This window comes from Acidobacteriota bacterium (genome assembly GCA_022562055.1).
Taxonomy (GTDB): Bacteria; Actinomycetota; Acidimicrobiia; order Spongiisociales; family UBA5794; genus BMS3BBIN02.
In genome coordinates, this window is the sequence record JADFQA010000004.1 from 71,161 (window position 1) to 86,391 (window position 15,231).

The 15,231-nt window shown below is 60.5% G+C and carries 17 protein-coding genes; 14 read left to right on the forward strand and 3 right to left on the reverse strand.

Annotated elements, in window-relative coordinates; all coding sequences use genetic code 11:
* Nucleotides 1-109: 109 nt before the first annotated feature.
* The 8 genes from IIC71_02195 (at nucleotide 110) to IIC71_02230 (ending at nucleotide 5,555) form a co-directional block, all read left to right on the forward strand.
* Nucleotides 110-652 carry a hypothetical protein gene (locus IIC71_02195; protein MCH7668007.1) on the forward strand — a complete coding sequence of 181 codons (543 nt, stop codon included), beginning with the start codon at nucleotides 110-112 and terminating at the stop codon, nucleotides 650-652.
* Nucleotides 643-1,713, forward strand: a complete 1,071-nt coding sequence (locus IIC71_02200) for a CpaF family protein (GenBank protein ID MCH7668008.1) — start codon at nucleotides 643-645, stop codon at nucleotides 1,711-1,713. The genes IIC71_02195 and IIC71_02200 overlap by 10 nt, the downstream gene beginning before the upstream one ends.
* Complete coding sequence (locus IIC71_02205) at nucleotides 1,698-2,372, forward strand: type II secretion system F family protein (GenBank protein MCH7668009.1); 675 nt, start codon at nucleotides 1,698-1,700, stop codon at nucleotides 2,370-2,372. The genes IIC71_02200 and IIC71_02205 overlap by 16 nt, the downstream gene beginning before the upstream one ends.
* Complete coding sequence (locus IIC71_02210) at nucleotides 2,369-2,977, forward strand: type II secretion system F family protein (GenBank protein ID MCH7668010.1); 609 nt, start codon at nucleotides 2,369-2,371, stop codon at nucleotides 2,975-2,977. The genes IIC71_02205 and IIC71_02210 overlap by 4 nt, the downstream gene beginning before the upstream one ends.
* A 43-nt stretch (nucleotides 2,978-3,020) precedes the next feature.
* The gene (locus IIC71_02215; protein ID MCH7668011.1) at nucleotides 3,021-3,200 is read left to right on the forward strand and encodes a DUF4244 domain-containing protein; all 180 of its coding nucleotides are present in this window, start codon (nucleotides 3,021-3,023) and stop codon (nucleotides 3,198-3,200) included.
* Nucleotides 3,193-3,549, forward strand: a complete 357-nt coding sequence (locus IIC71_02220) for a pilus assembly protein (GenBank protein ID MCH7668012.1) — start codon at nucleotides 3,193-3,195, stop codon at nucleotides 3,547-3,549. Before IIC71_02215 ends, IIC71_02220 begins: the two co-directional genes overlap by 8 nt.
* A gap of 10 nt (nucleotides 3,550-3,559) precedes the next feature.
* A complete protein-coding gene (locus IIC71_02225) occupies nucleotides 3,560-4,009 on the forward strand; it encodes a hypothetical protein (protein ID MCH7668013.1) in 450 nt (149 codons plus the stop codon).
* Between the two features lie 292 nt (nucleotides 4,010-4,301).
* On the forward strand, nucleotides 4,302-5,555 hold the full coding sequence (locus IIC71_02230) for a hypothetical protein (protein MCH7668014.1): 1,254 nt from the start codon (nucleotides 4,302-4,304) through the stop codon (nucleotides 5,553-5,555).
* A 1,828-nt stretch (nucleotides 5,556-7,383) separates the two neighbouring features.
* On the opposite strand, the gene IIC71_02235 is transcribed toward IIC71_02230, so the two are convergent.
* The 3 genes from IIC71_02235 to IIC71_02245 form a co-directional block, all read right to left on the reverse strand.
* On the reverse strand, nucleotides 7,384-7,806 hold the full coding sequence (locus tag IIC71_02235) for a hypothetical protein (GenBank protein ID MCH7668015.1): 423 nt from the start codon (nucleotides 7,804-7,806) through the stop codon (nucleotides 7,384-7,386).
* Nucleotides 7,803-8,066 carry a PqqD family protein gene (locus IIC71_02240; protein ID MCH7668016.1) on the reverse strand — a complete coding sequence of 88 codons (264 nt, stop codon included), beginning with the start codon at nucleotides 8,064-8,066 and terminating at the stop codon, nucleotides 7,803-7,805. Before IIC71_02240 ends, IIC71_02235 begins: the two co-directional genes overlap by 4 nt.
* 63 nt (nucleotides 8,067-8,129) lie before the next feature.
* Nucleotides 8,130-9,350: an LCP family protein gene (locus IIC71_02245; GenBank protein ID MCH7668017.1), complete on the reverse strand. Its 1,221-nt coding sequence runs from the start codon at nucleotides 9,348-9,350 to the stop codon at nucleotides 8,130-8,132.
* 113 nt (nucleotides 9,351-9,463) lie between these two features.
* Here IIC71_02245 and IIC71_02250 point away from each other — a divergent pair, with 113 nt between their 5' ends.
* From IIC71_02250 to IIC71_02275, 6 genes are all read left to right on the forward strand, one after another.
* Nucleotides 9,464-10,126 (forward strand): NAD-binding protein, encoded by a 663-nt coding sequence (locus IIC71_02250; GenBank protein ID MCH7668018.1) that lies wholly within the window; start codon nucleotides 9,464-9,466, stop codon nucleotides 10,124-10,126.
* Nucleotides 10,123-10,785: an NAD-binding protein gene (locus IIC71_02255; protein ID MCH7668019.1), complete on the forward strand. Its 663-nt coding sequence runs from the start codon at nucleotides 10,123-10,125 to the stop codon at nucleotides 10,783-10,785. The genes IIC71_02250 and IIC71_02255 overlap by 4 nt, the downstream gene beginning before the upstream one ends.
* A complete protein-coding gene (locus IIC71_02260) occupies nucleotides 10,782-10,934 on the forward strand; it encodes a hypothetical protein (GenBank protein MCH7668020.1) in 153 nt (50 codons plus the stop codon). Before IIC71_02255 ends, IIC71_02260 begins: the two co-directional genes overlap by 4 nt.
* Before the next feature lie 55 nt (nucleotides 10,935-10,989).
* On the forward strand, nucleotides 10,990-12,492 hold the full coding sequence (locus tag IIC71_02265) for a TrkH family potassium uptake protein (GenBank protein ID MCH7668021.1): 1,503 nt from the start codon (nucleotides 10,990-10,992) through the stop codon (nucleotides 12,490-12,492).
* Entirely contained in the window at nucleotides 12,489-13,022 is a 534-nt protein-coding gene (locus tag IIC71_02270) for a hypothetical protein (protein MCH7668022.1), read from the forward strand. The genes IIC71_02265 and IIC71_02270 overlap by 4 nt, the downstream gene beginning before the upstream one ends.
* 145 nt (nucleotides 13,023-13,167) lie before the next feature.
* A complete protein-coding gene (locus IIC71_02275) occupies nucleotides 13,168-15,216 on the forward strand; it encodes a sodium-translocating pyrophosphatase (protein MCH7668023.1) in 2,049 nt (682 codons plus the stop codon).
* Nucleotides 15,217-15,231 lie beyond the last annotated feature (15 nt).

Sequence of the window (15,231 nt, forward strand, 5' to 3'; positions counted from 1 at the left end):
CTGAAGGACTCCAGAGCCCCGCGTCTACGGGTCTCTTGAATTCAGGGTGCTTCAAGGATACGTTTGCTGTGGCACTTCCCCTTGTCGAACTTTCAGGAAGGGGTCAGCGGTGCCGGCACTTGCGGTGTTCTCGCCCGAGGATTACACGCTCGCAACCATTGCGGCGTTGACGTTGGCGTTCACCTGCACGACAGCCTTGGTAGTTGATCTGGACGTTCGGCAGCGGCGCTGGTGCAATGGTCGGTCGCTGCGCAGCCTCGTTGACGATGGGCCGACCGGTGTCGACCTCAAACCGGTGCGATCGGGTGTTGCGCTGCTCGGCAATGGTGGGGTCGAGTTGGGCGAAGCGCACCAGGTTGTTGAAGCTCTGGAACAGGGGTGGGAGCACGTCGTGTTCCTTCTCCCCGGAGACGTCGCCGCCCCAGCACCAACCGTTCCAATACGGCCGCACGCCGCCACGAGTGTGCTTGTTCCATTCGCCAGACCCGCGGTGTATGTGCGGTCCGGGTGGGATGGACCGACACCAACACCCGGCCCGATCGTTCGGCGACCAAGCAGCTCCGCGATTCAACGACTGATGGCCGGCGGTCGGCCCGCCCCAGCGCGCTGGACAAAGGATTGGGCGGCGTTGTGGGAGATGCCATGGCGGTAATTGACCGCATTGCACGCGAACTCGTCGATCGTGGTGTTACGTTGACGCGTCCTGAGTTGTTTCGCGCAGCATCCGGGGTGATCGCCGACGTTGCGCCGCTTGCATCTCGGGGAGACATCGAGAGCGCCGTCGATCTTCTGGTCGGTTTTGGCGCGCTCGAACCGTTGATGCACGACGACGCAATCACCGACATCTTTGTCAACGGCCCTGCGGATATCTGGATCGAACGAAACGGCGTTCTGGAACGGAGTGAGATCCACTTCCCATCCGAGGGCGCCATCAGAGCCGCGGTCGAGCGGGTGATCGCACCGCTTGGACTTCGCCTTGACCTTGCTTCGCCCGCGGTTGATGCCAGATTCCCCGATGGTTCGCGGCTCCACGCACTGATCCCGCCGCTCTCGCCACGGGGCACGATCGTCGCCATCCGCCGGTTTGGCGCCCGCCTTTCAACAATCGACGAATTGGTGGCTATCGGGTCGGTCGATCGCAGCGGGGCGGATTTGCTTGCGGAGGTCGTGGCAAACGCCGACAACGTCTTGGTCAGCGGGGGGACCGGGTCGGGGAAAACCACCATGCTGAATGTGCTCGCGAGTAGCGTCGATCGGTCACAGCGTATCGTCACCGTCGAGGACGCCGCCGAGCTATCGATCGCCGGTCATGTGATCCGGCTCGAATCGAGACCCGCCAACAGCGAAGGTGTCGGCGAGGTCACCCTCGGCGAGTTAGTGCGTCACGCCCTGCGCCTGCGGCCCGACCGAATCATTGTCGGTGAAGTGAGGGGTCCCGAAGCGTTGGATCTCATCTTGGCAATGAACACCGGCCACGATGGGTCGATGTCGACCGTGCATGCAAACGGCCCGGAAGAGGCGCTCTGGCGTGTCGAGACTTTAGCGTTGACAGGGGACCGCCGTGCACCGGCAGAGGCAGTGCGACGGCAGTTGCGGTCGGCGGTTGATGTTGTTGTCCACCTCGCCCGCACTAGCCAGGGCAGGAAGGTCGTTTCGATTGCCAGGGTCGGGCGTGACGAGGTCGAGGAAGTCTGGTCATGCTCGCCGCGCTGATCGTAGCATTCCTGCTGGTTGCAGGTGCCCCGTGGTGGGTCGGCATCGTCGTCGGAGCCTGGCTGGTGTCTCCGTTGCTCGCCGGTGCGGGCTTGGCCGTTGGCCTTGGCTACGCGGCGGTTCAGCGTACCAAGGCGCAGCCGAAGCGCCGCCTCTTGATGTGTGTGGACATCGTTTCGGCCGAACTGCGATCTGGGCGAAGTCTCCGTCATGCGTTCGCCACGGGCGCGCGTGACAGTGGCGTCGCCGGATGGCAACGGGTAGAAGCCAGAGCGCTTGCCGGACTCCCCATCGGCGACGTCGGTGCAGCACTCACCGACACAGGCCGCGACGGAGAGAGGGTGCGGGCGGTGCTTGCTATTGCTGACTCCACGGGTGGTGAGGCCGCCCTTATTTTCGAAGGTCTCGCCGATACGATGCGCGGTAGAGAGAGCCTTGATCGTGAGCGACGCATGGCAACTGCCCAAGCACGATTTTCCGCCGGAGTGATCGCTGGCGGTCCGCTCGTCGCACTGGTGTGGCTCTTGCTAACTGGCGCGCTTGGGAGACTGCTTTCGGGCGGAGGTATCGGAGCAGGTGTCGTGGTGGTCGGCACCGCTCTCGAAATCCTCGGGGTCGGCCTTGTCGTGTGGATGATCGTCCGAGAGGAAACACAGTGATCCCGGTGGTCTTGGTCGCCGCAGGATTACTGATGCCCGGGAACGTCCGGCGGCAATCGGCGTTGTGGATGGCCGCTGGGTTGTGGCTGATACACCCGGCGGTCATGGTGACGGCGGGGGCCGGAGCGGTCTGGGTAGCGGCGTATCGCCGCGTCAAGAGTCGCCGAGTTACGGTCATCCCGTCCGACGACATTGTCGCTTTCGGCGAGCTCGTCTCACTGGCGTTGTCATCGGGCGCCTCTCCGCTCGCTGCGGTTGGGCTGGCGGCGCAACACGGTCCTGCGAGTGTTGCCGACGAGGTCGGCCGTGTGTTGCGACGTGCGGCGAGCGGTGGTTCGGCCGCGGCATTTCGTGGATACAACGGCGCACTTGCGCCGATTCTGACACCGATCGGTCATGCGCTTGCCTCCGGCGCACCGCTTGGGATGCGTGTTGACGGGGCGCTTGGCGATCTCCGCGCCGAAGTCCACGCCGCGCGAATGGCGCGGGTCAGGCGACTACCGGTGCGACTGCTGTTTCCCCTCACCCTCCTCATCCTCCCCGGGTTCATGATCTTGACGCTCGGACCCTCTCTGCTGACAGCCCTCGATCGCCTCCAATTCTGACTTCCCCCCGCCTGTCGACGGTTTCGGCCAAGAAAGGAATTGTATGTTTCATCGTCTAGGAATCGGCCAGCGCGGGCAGGCGACGGCCGAATACGCACTTGTTATCGTCGCCGCGGCCGGCATAGCGCTGGTGCTTATCGCGTGGGTTTCGCAAAGCGGCGCTTTGCCGAGGTTGTTTGACGCCGTGATTGAGCGTGTGATCGGCATGGTGCCTGGTGGCTGAACGGGGTAGCGCCACGATCGAGATGGCCTTGCTGTTGCCGTTCTTTGTGGTGCTTCTCCTCGTCGTCGTCGAAGTCGCCACAGTGGGAAAGATGCAGATGGAGGTGATCCACGCCGCTCGCCAGGGTGCTCGTCAAGCCGCCGCCGATCCCGAGGTGGCGCTTGCTGTCAAGGCCGCACGCGGCGCACTGCCCGGATATCGTGACGTTGGTGTCCGTGTGCGTCGGGACCACAAGGTGGGCGGGGATGCCAGGGTTGTCGTCACGGTCAAGCACCACGTGGTGTTCGCCTTCATCCGCGGGCCGACTGTGACGATCCGGGCTTCGTCAACGATGCGTGTCGAGCAGTGAACCTCCGGGCGTGAGACGACGATGGCAAGCAGCTTGCTGGCGCGGTTCGGCGTCAGAGGCTGGTGCGGCGGCGGGCTTAATGCTCTCCATCATGGTGATGGCGATCGTGGTTGTGTGGATGGTGGCAGCAGTGGCGATCGCGGGTTCAGCGAAGATGCGCGCCGAGTCGGCTGCCGACGGTGCGGCGCTCGCCGCTGCACCGGTGACATTTAGACCATTTGGAGCATCCGGGAACGCCGCCTCCGAAGCAGCACGATTCGCCCGCGCCAACGGCGCCGAGCTGGTGTCGTGTTCATGCCCTGATAACCCGACATGGGATATGAGAACGGTGGAGGTGAAGGTCATCGTCTACGCCCGCATCCCGGGCCTCGGGTCGGTTGCGGTCCGGGCCAGCTCGAGAGCGACGTTTGACCCTCTCGCGTTGCTCGGAGGTGCAGACCTATCACGCGGCCCACCGTAGTCCAACGGGTGCCGGCAGAACACGTGGCCGTTACCCGCCGCGATCACGAAGCCGACCGCAACGATGCAATGGATGATTTTGCCGACGCATCCCCAGGCTGCCGTGCCACTGCCCTTTCTCGGAGCTGTGGCTTCATGACAAAGGGGCGGATGGTGCGGACCTGAAACGGTGCTCCGACTTGGGTCTAGCCACGCTCCCGAAACCTTGGTACTGGCGGCTTGCGGAGTGCAGCGTCCTGAAACTTCAGTAATTACGGGTATCCGCCGATAACACCGAGATCGTAGAGGTGTAGATGAAGCCGAAAGTTCTTGTTGCGATGATGCTTGTGGCTGCCGGTTGCGCCGGTCAGGCGGCCCCGGTCCCATCGGAGGCTGACCGATCTCTGGCGCCCGAAGTCACTCGTGTCGACGATTCGCCTCCCCGCCTCAGCCCCACTTCCTCATCCCCTCCCAAAGCTGCTGCCACATTGCCGCAGCAGACGGATGTTCCTGCAATAGACCAATCGAACTGCATTGGAGGCAGTGTCACCTTTGCGTACCCCCCGGTCGATCTCGATCGGATCGAGTACGTGACCCCGCTCGGTCTCATGAGCGACTCCCACGTGACTCCGGTTGATCACCAGTACTACCAGAATTTCAAGGAGCCAGATTGGGAGATCGCGGTGTACAGCCCGGCTGCCGGCACCATTACCGAGATTCAGCATATGCAGCAGACGATCTCGGATGGTCCGGAACAGGCGATCGACGACTACCGGCTGGTCATCGAGCACACGTGCACCATCTCAAGCATCTTCATCCACGTCGGACAATTGTCGCCCCGAATCGCCGAGGTCGCACCGTCGGCCGGTGGTTATGTCCGGGTTGATCTTGACGTTGAAGCAGGAGAGGAGATCGGCTCCTTTCGCAAGAACGTTGATTTCAACGTCGTCGATCTTGAGGTGACTCTCGAAGGTCTCCTAGTCCCCGCTCAGTACGAATCGGAACGTTGGAAGATCCACACACCCGACCCTTTCGACTACTTCACCGCTGAGATTCAGGAGGTACTCTTCGCTAAGAGCCTGCGCAGCGTCGAGCCTTTCGGCGGTGAGTTCGCCTACGATATTGATGGGCGGCTCGTCGGCAACTGGTTCCAGAGTGGTACGAACGGGTACGCCGGGGTGGACCGTGACCGGTACTGGGCTGGACACCTTACCGTTGCCTACGATCTGTTTGATCCGTCCCACATTGTTGTGTCGATAGGAACGTTCGACGGCTTCTCCGTCCAATACGGCGTACGGGGCAACGCTCCAGATCCGCGAGAAGTTTCGACGGACTCGGGAGTAGTTGTGTATGAATTGGTCGACTACGACTACTACATAGATGGTGAGCGCTGGGATCGAGTGAGCCTGGTAAAAGGCATCGAGGCTCGAAACGGCGTCGGACCCGTCTCAGGGGTCGTGCTGTTCGAGCTGGTCGATGACAGGACGTTGATGGTCGAGACTTTCCCAGGCAGGACCGCGTCACAAGTCGACGGGTTCACTGTGGCTGCATTGGTCTACGAGCGCTGACTCCACTCACCAAGGGGGCTGGTAGTGTCGCAGGCGTCGTCTCCTCCGCGATATTTTCTCAAACTGGAGATCCCCTGATCTGGATCGAATCCACATGAACTGCCTCGACGACCTCGACCGAGTTTCGAGGTTCTTTCCCGGCGACGGGAAGGGAGAATCGGGCGTACACAAGGTCCGCTGCCAGAGTTCGACCTCATGGAAAGCGCCGATTGCGAGTTCCGACCCCTGAAGACGTTGCGGGGTCGCCCGTGGGGCGCACCGTCACTGAGATGAATATTGGCCCCGGCATACCCGACGCTTTCCCTGTCATTCAAGTAGCAGGTATTGAACGCCGAAAAGGGGCAGGAGTGACACCTGTCCCTTTCCGATCGATTCGCACAGGGGCGAATTCTCTCACATACGGACTAGACCGTTCTCGAGTAGGCGCGTGCGCCGGTCGAATGTCGTGTTCATGCTCCACCAATCCGGCATGGGATCTGAGAATGGTCGACCTCGAGGTTGTCGGCCATGCCCCTGTTCGCCTCCCGGGATCGATTGAGGTCCAAGGTCGGATGGGGAGGCGACACTCGATTCACCGGCATCTGTCGCTGGTGTCGAGCTCCGAGTTGATGGCACGTGCCGCGTCGTAGGATCCAAAAAGGGGACAGGGATCACACCTGTCCCCTTTATATCATGGAGTCGCAGAGGTGGGACCTTTACAACCGCTCTTCGACCAGCCTTACCAGCTACTCAAATGGAACCCTCCCAGACGTGGTTGAAATTGAGCGCTCCTGCGAGCGCTGTCTTGACTGCTTCTGGTGCTGTGTACTTCATTCTTACCTCCCTCAACAATTCGACAGATGCATTCCTACTCTCCGCAGTTTAAACTACGGACTGTGGTCCTGGGTGTTCGTATTTGGTACCTACAAACGAACTAGACCCGGCCGCAAAGCCGGGTCTAGTTCATTCCCTCATTACAAGGGGTTGCCTAACCGCAGTTCACACTGCACACGAATAGCAAATCTCCGGTGAGAGAACTGCGGGCCATTGCTGGCTTGGCGTGGATCATCGCACCTCCTTCCAACCACGAATCCCGGGCACGGAACTCTCGGCAGCTCCGAGTGAGCTGTCCGATAACAGTACACCGGCTGCATCTGATCCGCTAGGACGTTGCCGCCCGCAGACGGGTTGGCGGAGTTTCCTGGCGACGATCGACCGAAGCGTCCGTTAGTTCTGACGCTTCGGTCGATCGGATCGCGATGCTACGACGGTATGACGACCGAAACGTAAACGATACTTTCCCCAAGCGCTCCTGCCAGTGCTGTTTTCGCAAGAGCTGGTGTCGTGTATTTCATTCCTACCTCCTCTCCACTCGTCTTACCCCGACGCCGAAACCCCAAGAGCGGAGCGCTGGACGTCGGTCTAGTGGATCTCGGGATTGGTCGCCACATACAAAAAGGACAGACTCGCTCGTCTGTCCTTGATGATGTCCATTGCGGCGGATGTCGCGACAAGCCGTTCGATTGTGTTCGCCCTGATCGGCGAACATCAGGCCCGGTGGCCTGATCTGTCTCATCGCGTTGCTCATCCTCGTACCCCGATTCCCGGCCGATTCCTGCAAAAGGACTCGGAATCCCGGCGAGTCTGATGGAACGTAACGAAGGTTCCGAAATATTGGCGTTTTCGGCCTATCGGTCTGAGACTAGATGTCTGGTGTGGTCGCGGCTTGGGGGCGCTTGGCAACACGGGCCGACGGATGCGGACACCGCCGCACGCCATGTGGCTACGAGTAACTGCGCAGACGTGCGTGTGAGAAATGATTCGATCGACCTATGACCACGGTACGTGTTTAGCGTGTCTTTCTCAGGTACCCGACGGCGCGGCGAGGGAACCGCCGAGCTCTTGCCGATGCCGTCCCGAGCCAACGACTGCGGAATCCGTGTTTTGTATGTCGTGAGTGTTGGACGTCTTCGATCACCCGTCCGATGAGCCGTTCCGGCCCGACCGGTCGGTCTCGGGAAAGTTGCCCGTCGCCATGGAAGCTGTGGAGGTTGTCAACGGTGCCCCTGCAGCGGTGGACGACAATGGTGGATTCGTCGTTTGTGAACGCCCAGATTTCGCCCCACCGTGGAGTGTCGGCGGCGACCACGAGGACCTTTGCAGGGGGACGGATCGTCCTCCCCATCGAGGCACCGTCGACCGGGATCCACACCGGTTCACGCTCCAGACGCTTGCGGAGGACCGCTGCCACTGCTTCGGGTTGCGTCGTCATGCCTCGACGATGAGACCCTCGCTCTTGAGCTGATCGACAAACATGCGTAAATCCGCAGCCCACTGTTCGCGGGTGACATCGTCGAAAATGTCGAACAGCTTCTCCTCAAGGTCGTCTATCGCGGTTGCCTCTGCAATGTTTGTCCAGATCAAGGTCGCTACGGGGTTCAGGGTGAGCAACTCTTCATCGGACTGACCAACGATGACAGCCTGGTCCTCGAACATCTCGAAGACAATTGCTGGGTTTCGGGTGATCTTCATGTCTGAGCCTCTTCGCCGGTTGCCTGATACTGACTATCGGAGTACGCGCTCTTTGACTGTAGGTCACTCGTCAAGTGTGCCATCTTGGAGGTCAGCGAACATGTCATCCGCCTCCGGCTCAAGAAACACGACACTCGCCGACCCTGCGCGTCCGACACGGCCCGGAAGTACTACGTTGACCAGCCCATCTGATGGTGTGAGGTAGGCCGCGGCGGCGAGCGTCAGCAAGTCTTCGGTGGACAGATCTGTCCACGCGTTTTGGAGGAGGACGTCGAGCATCAAGGGAAGCGTTTCAATGCCCATCGGCTGGATCATGTTCATAGCAGCTTGCATGATGCGGCCGTGGTTGAGGGATCGGGTGAAGTCCCCGCCCGGCAGGCCCTTTCTGATTCGCGCCAGTTGGAGGGCTCGCTTTGGGTTCAGTTGCTGTTCGCCGGCAGGGAAGCCGCTCCAGTTGTTACCGCTCGCCATGTACGTTGGCAGGTCGATAAATAGTCCACCTAGCTGGGTGAGCAGCGCCGTGTAGCCTTTGAACCCGGTGACGATATAGCCCTCTAGCGGGAGGCCAGAGAGTTCGGCTGCAGTCTTGAGCATGATCTCTGGACCGCGTCCAGCCATCAGGTTGGTGAACTTAAAGTCTCCCTCTTCGGTTGTGACGTACGTATCGCGAGGGATGCCGAGTATTGCCCCGGTCTGTTCTGCGGGCACGAGTCCGACGATGTGGATGCTGTCTGCACGAAAGCGGAGTTGGTTTTGTCCAACTCGTGCGTCTGAGCCAATGATGAGCACAAGCCGTGGGGAATCGCCGAGCCACGCCGGCTGACCTTCGGGTTGGCCACCCACGATCCGCCAGGACGTTTCAGCTTTGACGGCGAACCAAATGTCATCGTCGGCTCGGATCACGGCAATCGTGTCGCCGTCATCACCGAGCGTGCGGAGGGACGAAGTGAACGTCACGTCTTTCGATGGCGCCGGCAGGGTCGCAAGATACGTGGTCAAACCCGCGGGTGCATCCGGTCCCGTGTTTCGATCGTCGGCCCAGAAGCTGTAAAGGGCGCTGAGTGAGGTATTGAGTCCGGGATCCGCGTCACCTATGGCGCTGATCGTGACCACGGGTGCGTCTGTCGTGGTCGGCTTTGCGAGAGTGGTTGGTGTGGCTGTTGTGGTTGTTGCTTGGGAGGTCGTCGTAGAACTCGTAGTACTAACGGGTTGTGCGCCGCCTGAGCAAGCGGCAAGGGCGACCGAGGCGATGGTCAAGAGGGAGAGAATGGTGAAGCGGCGCACGGGCGAGGAGTGTACCGACAGCCCGCGGATATGCCCACCCCACAAGAGGGCAGGTGAGGTGCTTCCTTCCGTGTGGTGAAAGGGCGTAACATCGGTTCGGACAAGGAGACCCTGTGCGAGTTGTGATAGCCGGATGCGGCCGAGTTGGATCGAATCTGGCTCGTTCATTGGCCGATCTTGGCCACGATGTCTCAGTCATCGACGACCGCCCGGGTGTGTTCAAACGGCTCGGGTCCACATTCGACGGAACCACACACGACGGCCGAGCGTACGATGTCGGCATCCTCAAAGACGCTGGCATTGAATCCGCCGACGCGTTCATTGCAGTCACCAGCTCTGACAATGCCAACCTGATGTCGGTACAGCTTGCCAAGAAAGTGTTCCGGGTCGAAAACACGATCGCTCGGCTCGATGATCCGCAGCGTGCCGATGCTTACCAAGCGCTCGACGTCCAATACGTTGCTGGCGCGCAGCTCACCGCGAGGGTGATGCTCGAGCAGATCGTCGAGAATGAATTCCATCACCACATTTCGTTTCCCGACGGCGATGTCGAAATCGTCGACATCGTGCTCAACGACGGGGTCGTCGGTCTCACTGTTGAAGACCTAGAAATTGACGGGGCGCTCCGGGTAGCCGCCGTTCGACGGGCCGGGAAGACGACGATACCGAGCGACGACTACGAATTGCGTCCTCATGACCTTATCGCTGTCGCCGCCAAGGCCGGCGTTCGCAGACGCGTTCGGCGTCTTCTCAAAGAACGCAAGGCGTCGCTGTGAGAATTCTCCTAATCGGAGGGGGCAAAGTCGGGTCCTATCTGGCCCGCAGCCTCAGCGACGCTGGCCACGTCGTCACCGTGATCGAGGACACCGAGCGTCGAGCCCGGGACATATCCGACTCGGCGGATGTGCTGGTGTTCCACGGTGACGGCACCGACGTTGAGATGCTGCGATCCGCCGACGTTGAACGGGCCGACTGGGTGTTGGCCGTCACCGGTCTCGACGAGGTGAACCTGGTTGCATGCCAGCTCGCAAAGACATTGGGTGCCAAGCGCACCATTGCAAGGTTGAACAACCCAACCAACCGACCGACGTTCGAAGCCCTCGACCTACCGGTCGTTGCCGTCACAGATCTTATGGTGAAGGTCATAACGCAAGAGGTCGAAGTACCAGACCTGAGTCGTATTGCTCTCATCGGTGAGGGACAGCTTTCGCTTTGCGAGATCGAAATCCCCGAAGGGTTTCCCTACGTACCCCTATCAGAGCTGACGTTTCCGCAGCCTTCGATTTTCGTGACGGTCGTCTCGAGAGGTGTTGTCTCGCTGCCCCGAGCCGACACGCGGCTGCGGCCGGGGGACCGGATCACCGCCGTGACCCAGGTCTCGCTAGAAAGAGACTTGCACCATGCCATCACTCATGCTGGGGATGACCTACCGTGAGCGAAGAGCCCGAGTTTCGCCGTCACCGCGGGATTCTTGACGACGCACGCGGCGGTTTGACGACGTTTGGTCTGGAGTTCCTTGTCGTCCTCGCGATCGTGATATTCGGTCTAGTCGCCGCTGCGATCATCGTGGCGGTGGTCGTCTAGTGGCCGAGGTCGGAAACTTGTCTTCGAGATCATATAGGCCTCGGTAGGTCGTGCCGTGCTAATCAGGCCCGTCCGTCGCGACTTCGAGGCCATAGGACACAACCTCGGAAGAGTGTTCACCGTCGTCGGCGTGGCTGGATTTGTTCCCGCAGCATGGGCTGTGCTGTCGCAGGAATGGTATCCCCTGTCATCGTTCTTGCTGATGATCGGCTTGTTCCTCATCCTGGGCCAGCTTGGTTTGCGGTTACCGTATCGCGGTGAGATCGACCGCCTGGCGTGGAGTCACGGCATGGTCGTCGTTGCGCTGACTTGGCTCTTAGTCCCGCTCATCGGTTCGATTCCTTTCATGCTGTCCGGTCACTTCGCCTCCCCGCTGGACGCGTATTTCGATGCTATGTCGGGGCTGTCGACGACGGGGTTGTCGCTCGTGCAGGACCTAGACCATCTTGCGACCTCTCTGAACTTCTGGAGACATCTGCTGCACTTCCTTGGCGGGCAGGGCATCATCATTGCTGCGCTCGTCCTCTTTGCCGGGCGCGGAAACCTGACCCTGTATTACGGCGAGGCGCGGGATGAGAAGATTCTGCCGTCGGTGCGGTCGACGGCTCGTTTCATTTGGGCGGTCAGTCTTGTGCACTTGGTCGCCGGTGTTGCGGCGCTCGGCTTTGTTGGATGGCGCGTGCTCGGTTTCACACCAACTCGGTCTCTGTTTCACGGGCTGATGATCTTCTTTGCGGGCTTTGATACCGGTGGCTTCACTCCACAGTCGACGAGCATCGGCTACTACCACTCCGCAATATTTGAAGCCACAACCGCGGTGCTGATGATCGCCGGTGCAATGTCGTTCGGTGTGCATTTCGCCCTTTGGCGGGGAAAACGACGGTCGGTCATGGTGAATCTTGAGACCCGCACGATCCTCACGAGCCTCGGCCTCACAATGATCCTCACGATGGCCGGCCTTGCAGCTACAGGGGTGTATACGACCGTGTTCGGACTCGGGCGCCAGGGCATGTTCCAGGTGGTTTCTGCCCATACCGGTACGGGCTTTACCACGGTGTCGACGGCTGAGCTTGCCTCGTGGGGTGGTCTTGCGTTCGGTGGCATAGTGCTTGCCATGGCGCTGGGCGGGATGGGGTCGTCGACCTCGGGAGGGGTCAAGGCGCTCAGGGTCGGTCTCACCGTTCGAGCGATCGGCAACCAGATCAAACAGGTTTTGCTCGCTGAGGGTGCAGTCGCGCGGACGTCCTATTGGCAGGGTGGACGAAAGCAACTGACGGCAGAGCTAGCCCAGTCCGCAATGTCAGTGTCGTTGCTTTATGTTGCGCTTTTCATGATGGGTACGGGAGTCGCGCTGATGTACGGCTATCCACTGCAGGCCGCGTTGTTTGAGTCGGTGTCGGCCGGGGCATCCGTCGGTTTATCCGTCGGGATAACAGACGTGCCGATGCCTGCGTTGCTCAAGGTCACCTACATCGTTCAGATGTGGCTCGGTCGGCTTGAGTTTGTCGCGATATTCGCCCTGCTTGGGTTCTTCGTTTCCTGGGTGCGCGGCAAATGATGCGAGCAACGATCGTCGGCCTTGCATTGCTGATGTCTGGCGGAGGGGTTGCTTTTGCTCAGGGCGACGCGACCCGCGTCGTCGACATCATCGACGACTCTGCAGCTTACGCGGGTCCAATCGTCGTCGAGGGCGAGTTAATCGGCGACTACGGCCAGCGGTCGGACGGCACGATATGGACGCAACTCAACGATGACATATACGTTGACGATCCGACCGTGCAGGGCGGGTCCGGTGGGTCAAACATCGGTATCGGAGTCAGGGTGCCCGCGGCGCTCCTCGAAGGGATCCCCAACCCGGGCGGATATCGAGTACGGGGGCCGGTGGTGCGACTTGTCGGTGAATGGAAACACCACGATCCCGATCGTGGTGGCGAGAGTTATCTCGAGGTGGCCGAACTCACCCTGCTGAGACCGCCGGTCAAATTGCAGGAGCGCTGGGCGCCCATCCCGGGAGTGCTCGGGATAGGTCTTGTCATCGTTTCGATAACTCTCGCCCGCATCCGACGTAACAGCGATGCGACAGGCTGACTTTCGTCATCTACGATCCCTCACGACTGTGGCCCGGTTGCGGCACCGCTAGCGGTAGCTGAATAGATTTCCAAGGGTCCCGCACAATCTGTCTAACCGTACATGGGAGTGATCTGTGGATCCGCTGATTTGGCTTTACCTGTCGATGGCCGCTGGTGTCGGCGCACTGGTGTTGGCCGCAATATTCGCCAGAGAAGTGAACGCTGCAGACCCCGGCAACGACCGGATGGTCGAACTCATGCAAGACATCCGTGAGGGCGCAATGACGTTCCTCCGGCGTGAGTACACGGCGGTCACAGGCTTCGTCGCGGTGATGGCAGTCCTGATATTTGTGTTGCTCGACTGGGGTCGGCCGTGGGGTGCGATCGCTTACATCTTCGGTGCGGCGTTGTCAGCCCTTGCCGGGTTCATTGGCATGCGTGTCGCAACGGCTGCAAACGCCCGCACCGCACAAGCCGCGTTGGAAGGTGGAATCAACAAGGCTCTGCCGCTCGCGTTCCGCGGTGGCGCAGTCATGGGTTTCACCGTGGCCGGTCTTGGTCTTTTCGGTTTTTCCTTCGGCTACTGGTTTTTTGAAGTCATCCTTGAACTCGACGCATCGTTTAGCGTCATCACCGCCATCGGCCTTGGTGCTTCGACGATTGCATTGTTTTCCCGCGTTGGTGGTGGAATCTTCACAAAGGCCGCCGACGTCGCCGCCGACCTCGTCGGCAAGGTCGAGGCAGGCATCCCCGAGGACGACCCCCGTAATCCAGCGGTTATTGCGGACAACGTTGGGGACAACGTCGGCGATGTTGCCGGTATGGGCGCCGACCTCTTCGAGTCATACATCGGGGCGCTGGTCGCCCCGATCGTATTCGCTTCGTTTGCGTTCTCAGCCGCGACGGATGGCTTCCGGCTGGCAACGTTCATGTACCCACTGCTGATCGCAACTATCGGGATGGGTGCTTCGATCATCGGGTCGTTCTTCGTGAAGCCGGGCAAGGGAAGTCTGGCATCGGCCCTGCACAAGGGAACGTGGGTCGCAGCAGGACTCACCGTTGGGGTTGTCGCAATTCTCACCCCGTTGCTGTTCGACGGTCTCACTGAAGTTGAGAACGTATGGGGGCTGTTTGGTTCGGTTGTTACGGGTTTGGTTATCGGTCTTGCAATCGGGCAAATATCAGAGGTATTCACTTCCGACCACTACCGGGTTGTCAAGGGAATCGCCAAACAGTCTGAAACGGGGGCTGCCACGGTGGTGCTCGCCGGTATTGCGGACGGGATGCGGTCCGCTGCGTACTCGGTGATCGTCGTCGCTGCGGGCATGGGTGTCGCCTACGCCGGTGGCGAAGCTGCATTCACCTTCGAAAACTCGGGTATTTACGGTATTGCCATCGCCGCAATCGGGGTATTGGCGACGCTCGGTATCACGGTGTCGGTCGACGCATATGGGCCAATCGCTGACAACGCCGGTGGAATCGCCGAGATGGCTGGGTTGCCCGCCGAGGTTCGCGAGACGACCGACGCCCTCGACTCGCTCGGTAACACGACCGCCGCGGTGGCAAAGGGATTCGCAATCGCTTCCGCCGCCGTCACCTCGCTTGCTCTGTTCTTCACTTTCCGTGAGGCAGTTGGACGCGACAACCTGCCGGTTCTCGACATCCTCGACATTGAGGTAATGATCGGGTTGTTCATCGGCGGGATGTTCCCGTTCCTATTTGCTTCGATGACGATCAAAGCGGTCGGTAGGGCTGCGTTTGAGATGATCGAAGAAGTACGTCGCCAGTTCCGCGAAATTCCAGGGTTGCGCGAGGGCAAAGAGGGCGTACGTCCCGACAGCGCACGTTGCGTGGACATTTCAACGAAGGCCGCACTGCGCGAAATGATTATCCCCGGCTCGCTTGCCGTTGCATTGCCGATCGTGACCGGATTCATCTCGGTCAAAGCACTAGGCGGTCTCCTAGCCGGCGCCCTCCTGACAGGGTTCTTGCTCGCAATATTTATGTCGAACGCCGGTGGTGCGTGGGACAACGCCAAGAAGTTTATCGAAGCCGGCGCCCACGGCGGCAAGGGTTCGGAGTCCCACAAGGCGGCCGTTGTGGGTGACACTGTGGGTGACCCCTTCAAGGACACGGCGGGTCCCGCAATGAACATCGTCATCAAGGTCATGACGATCGTGTCGCTGATCTTCGCCTCGGCGTTCGTGGGTTAGCGAGTCGAAGCGCGC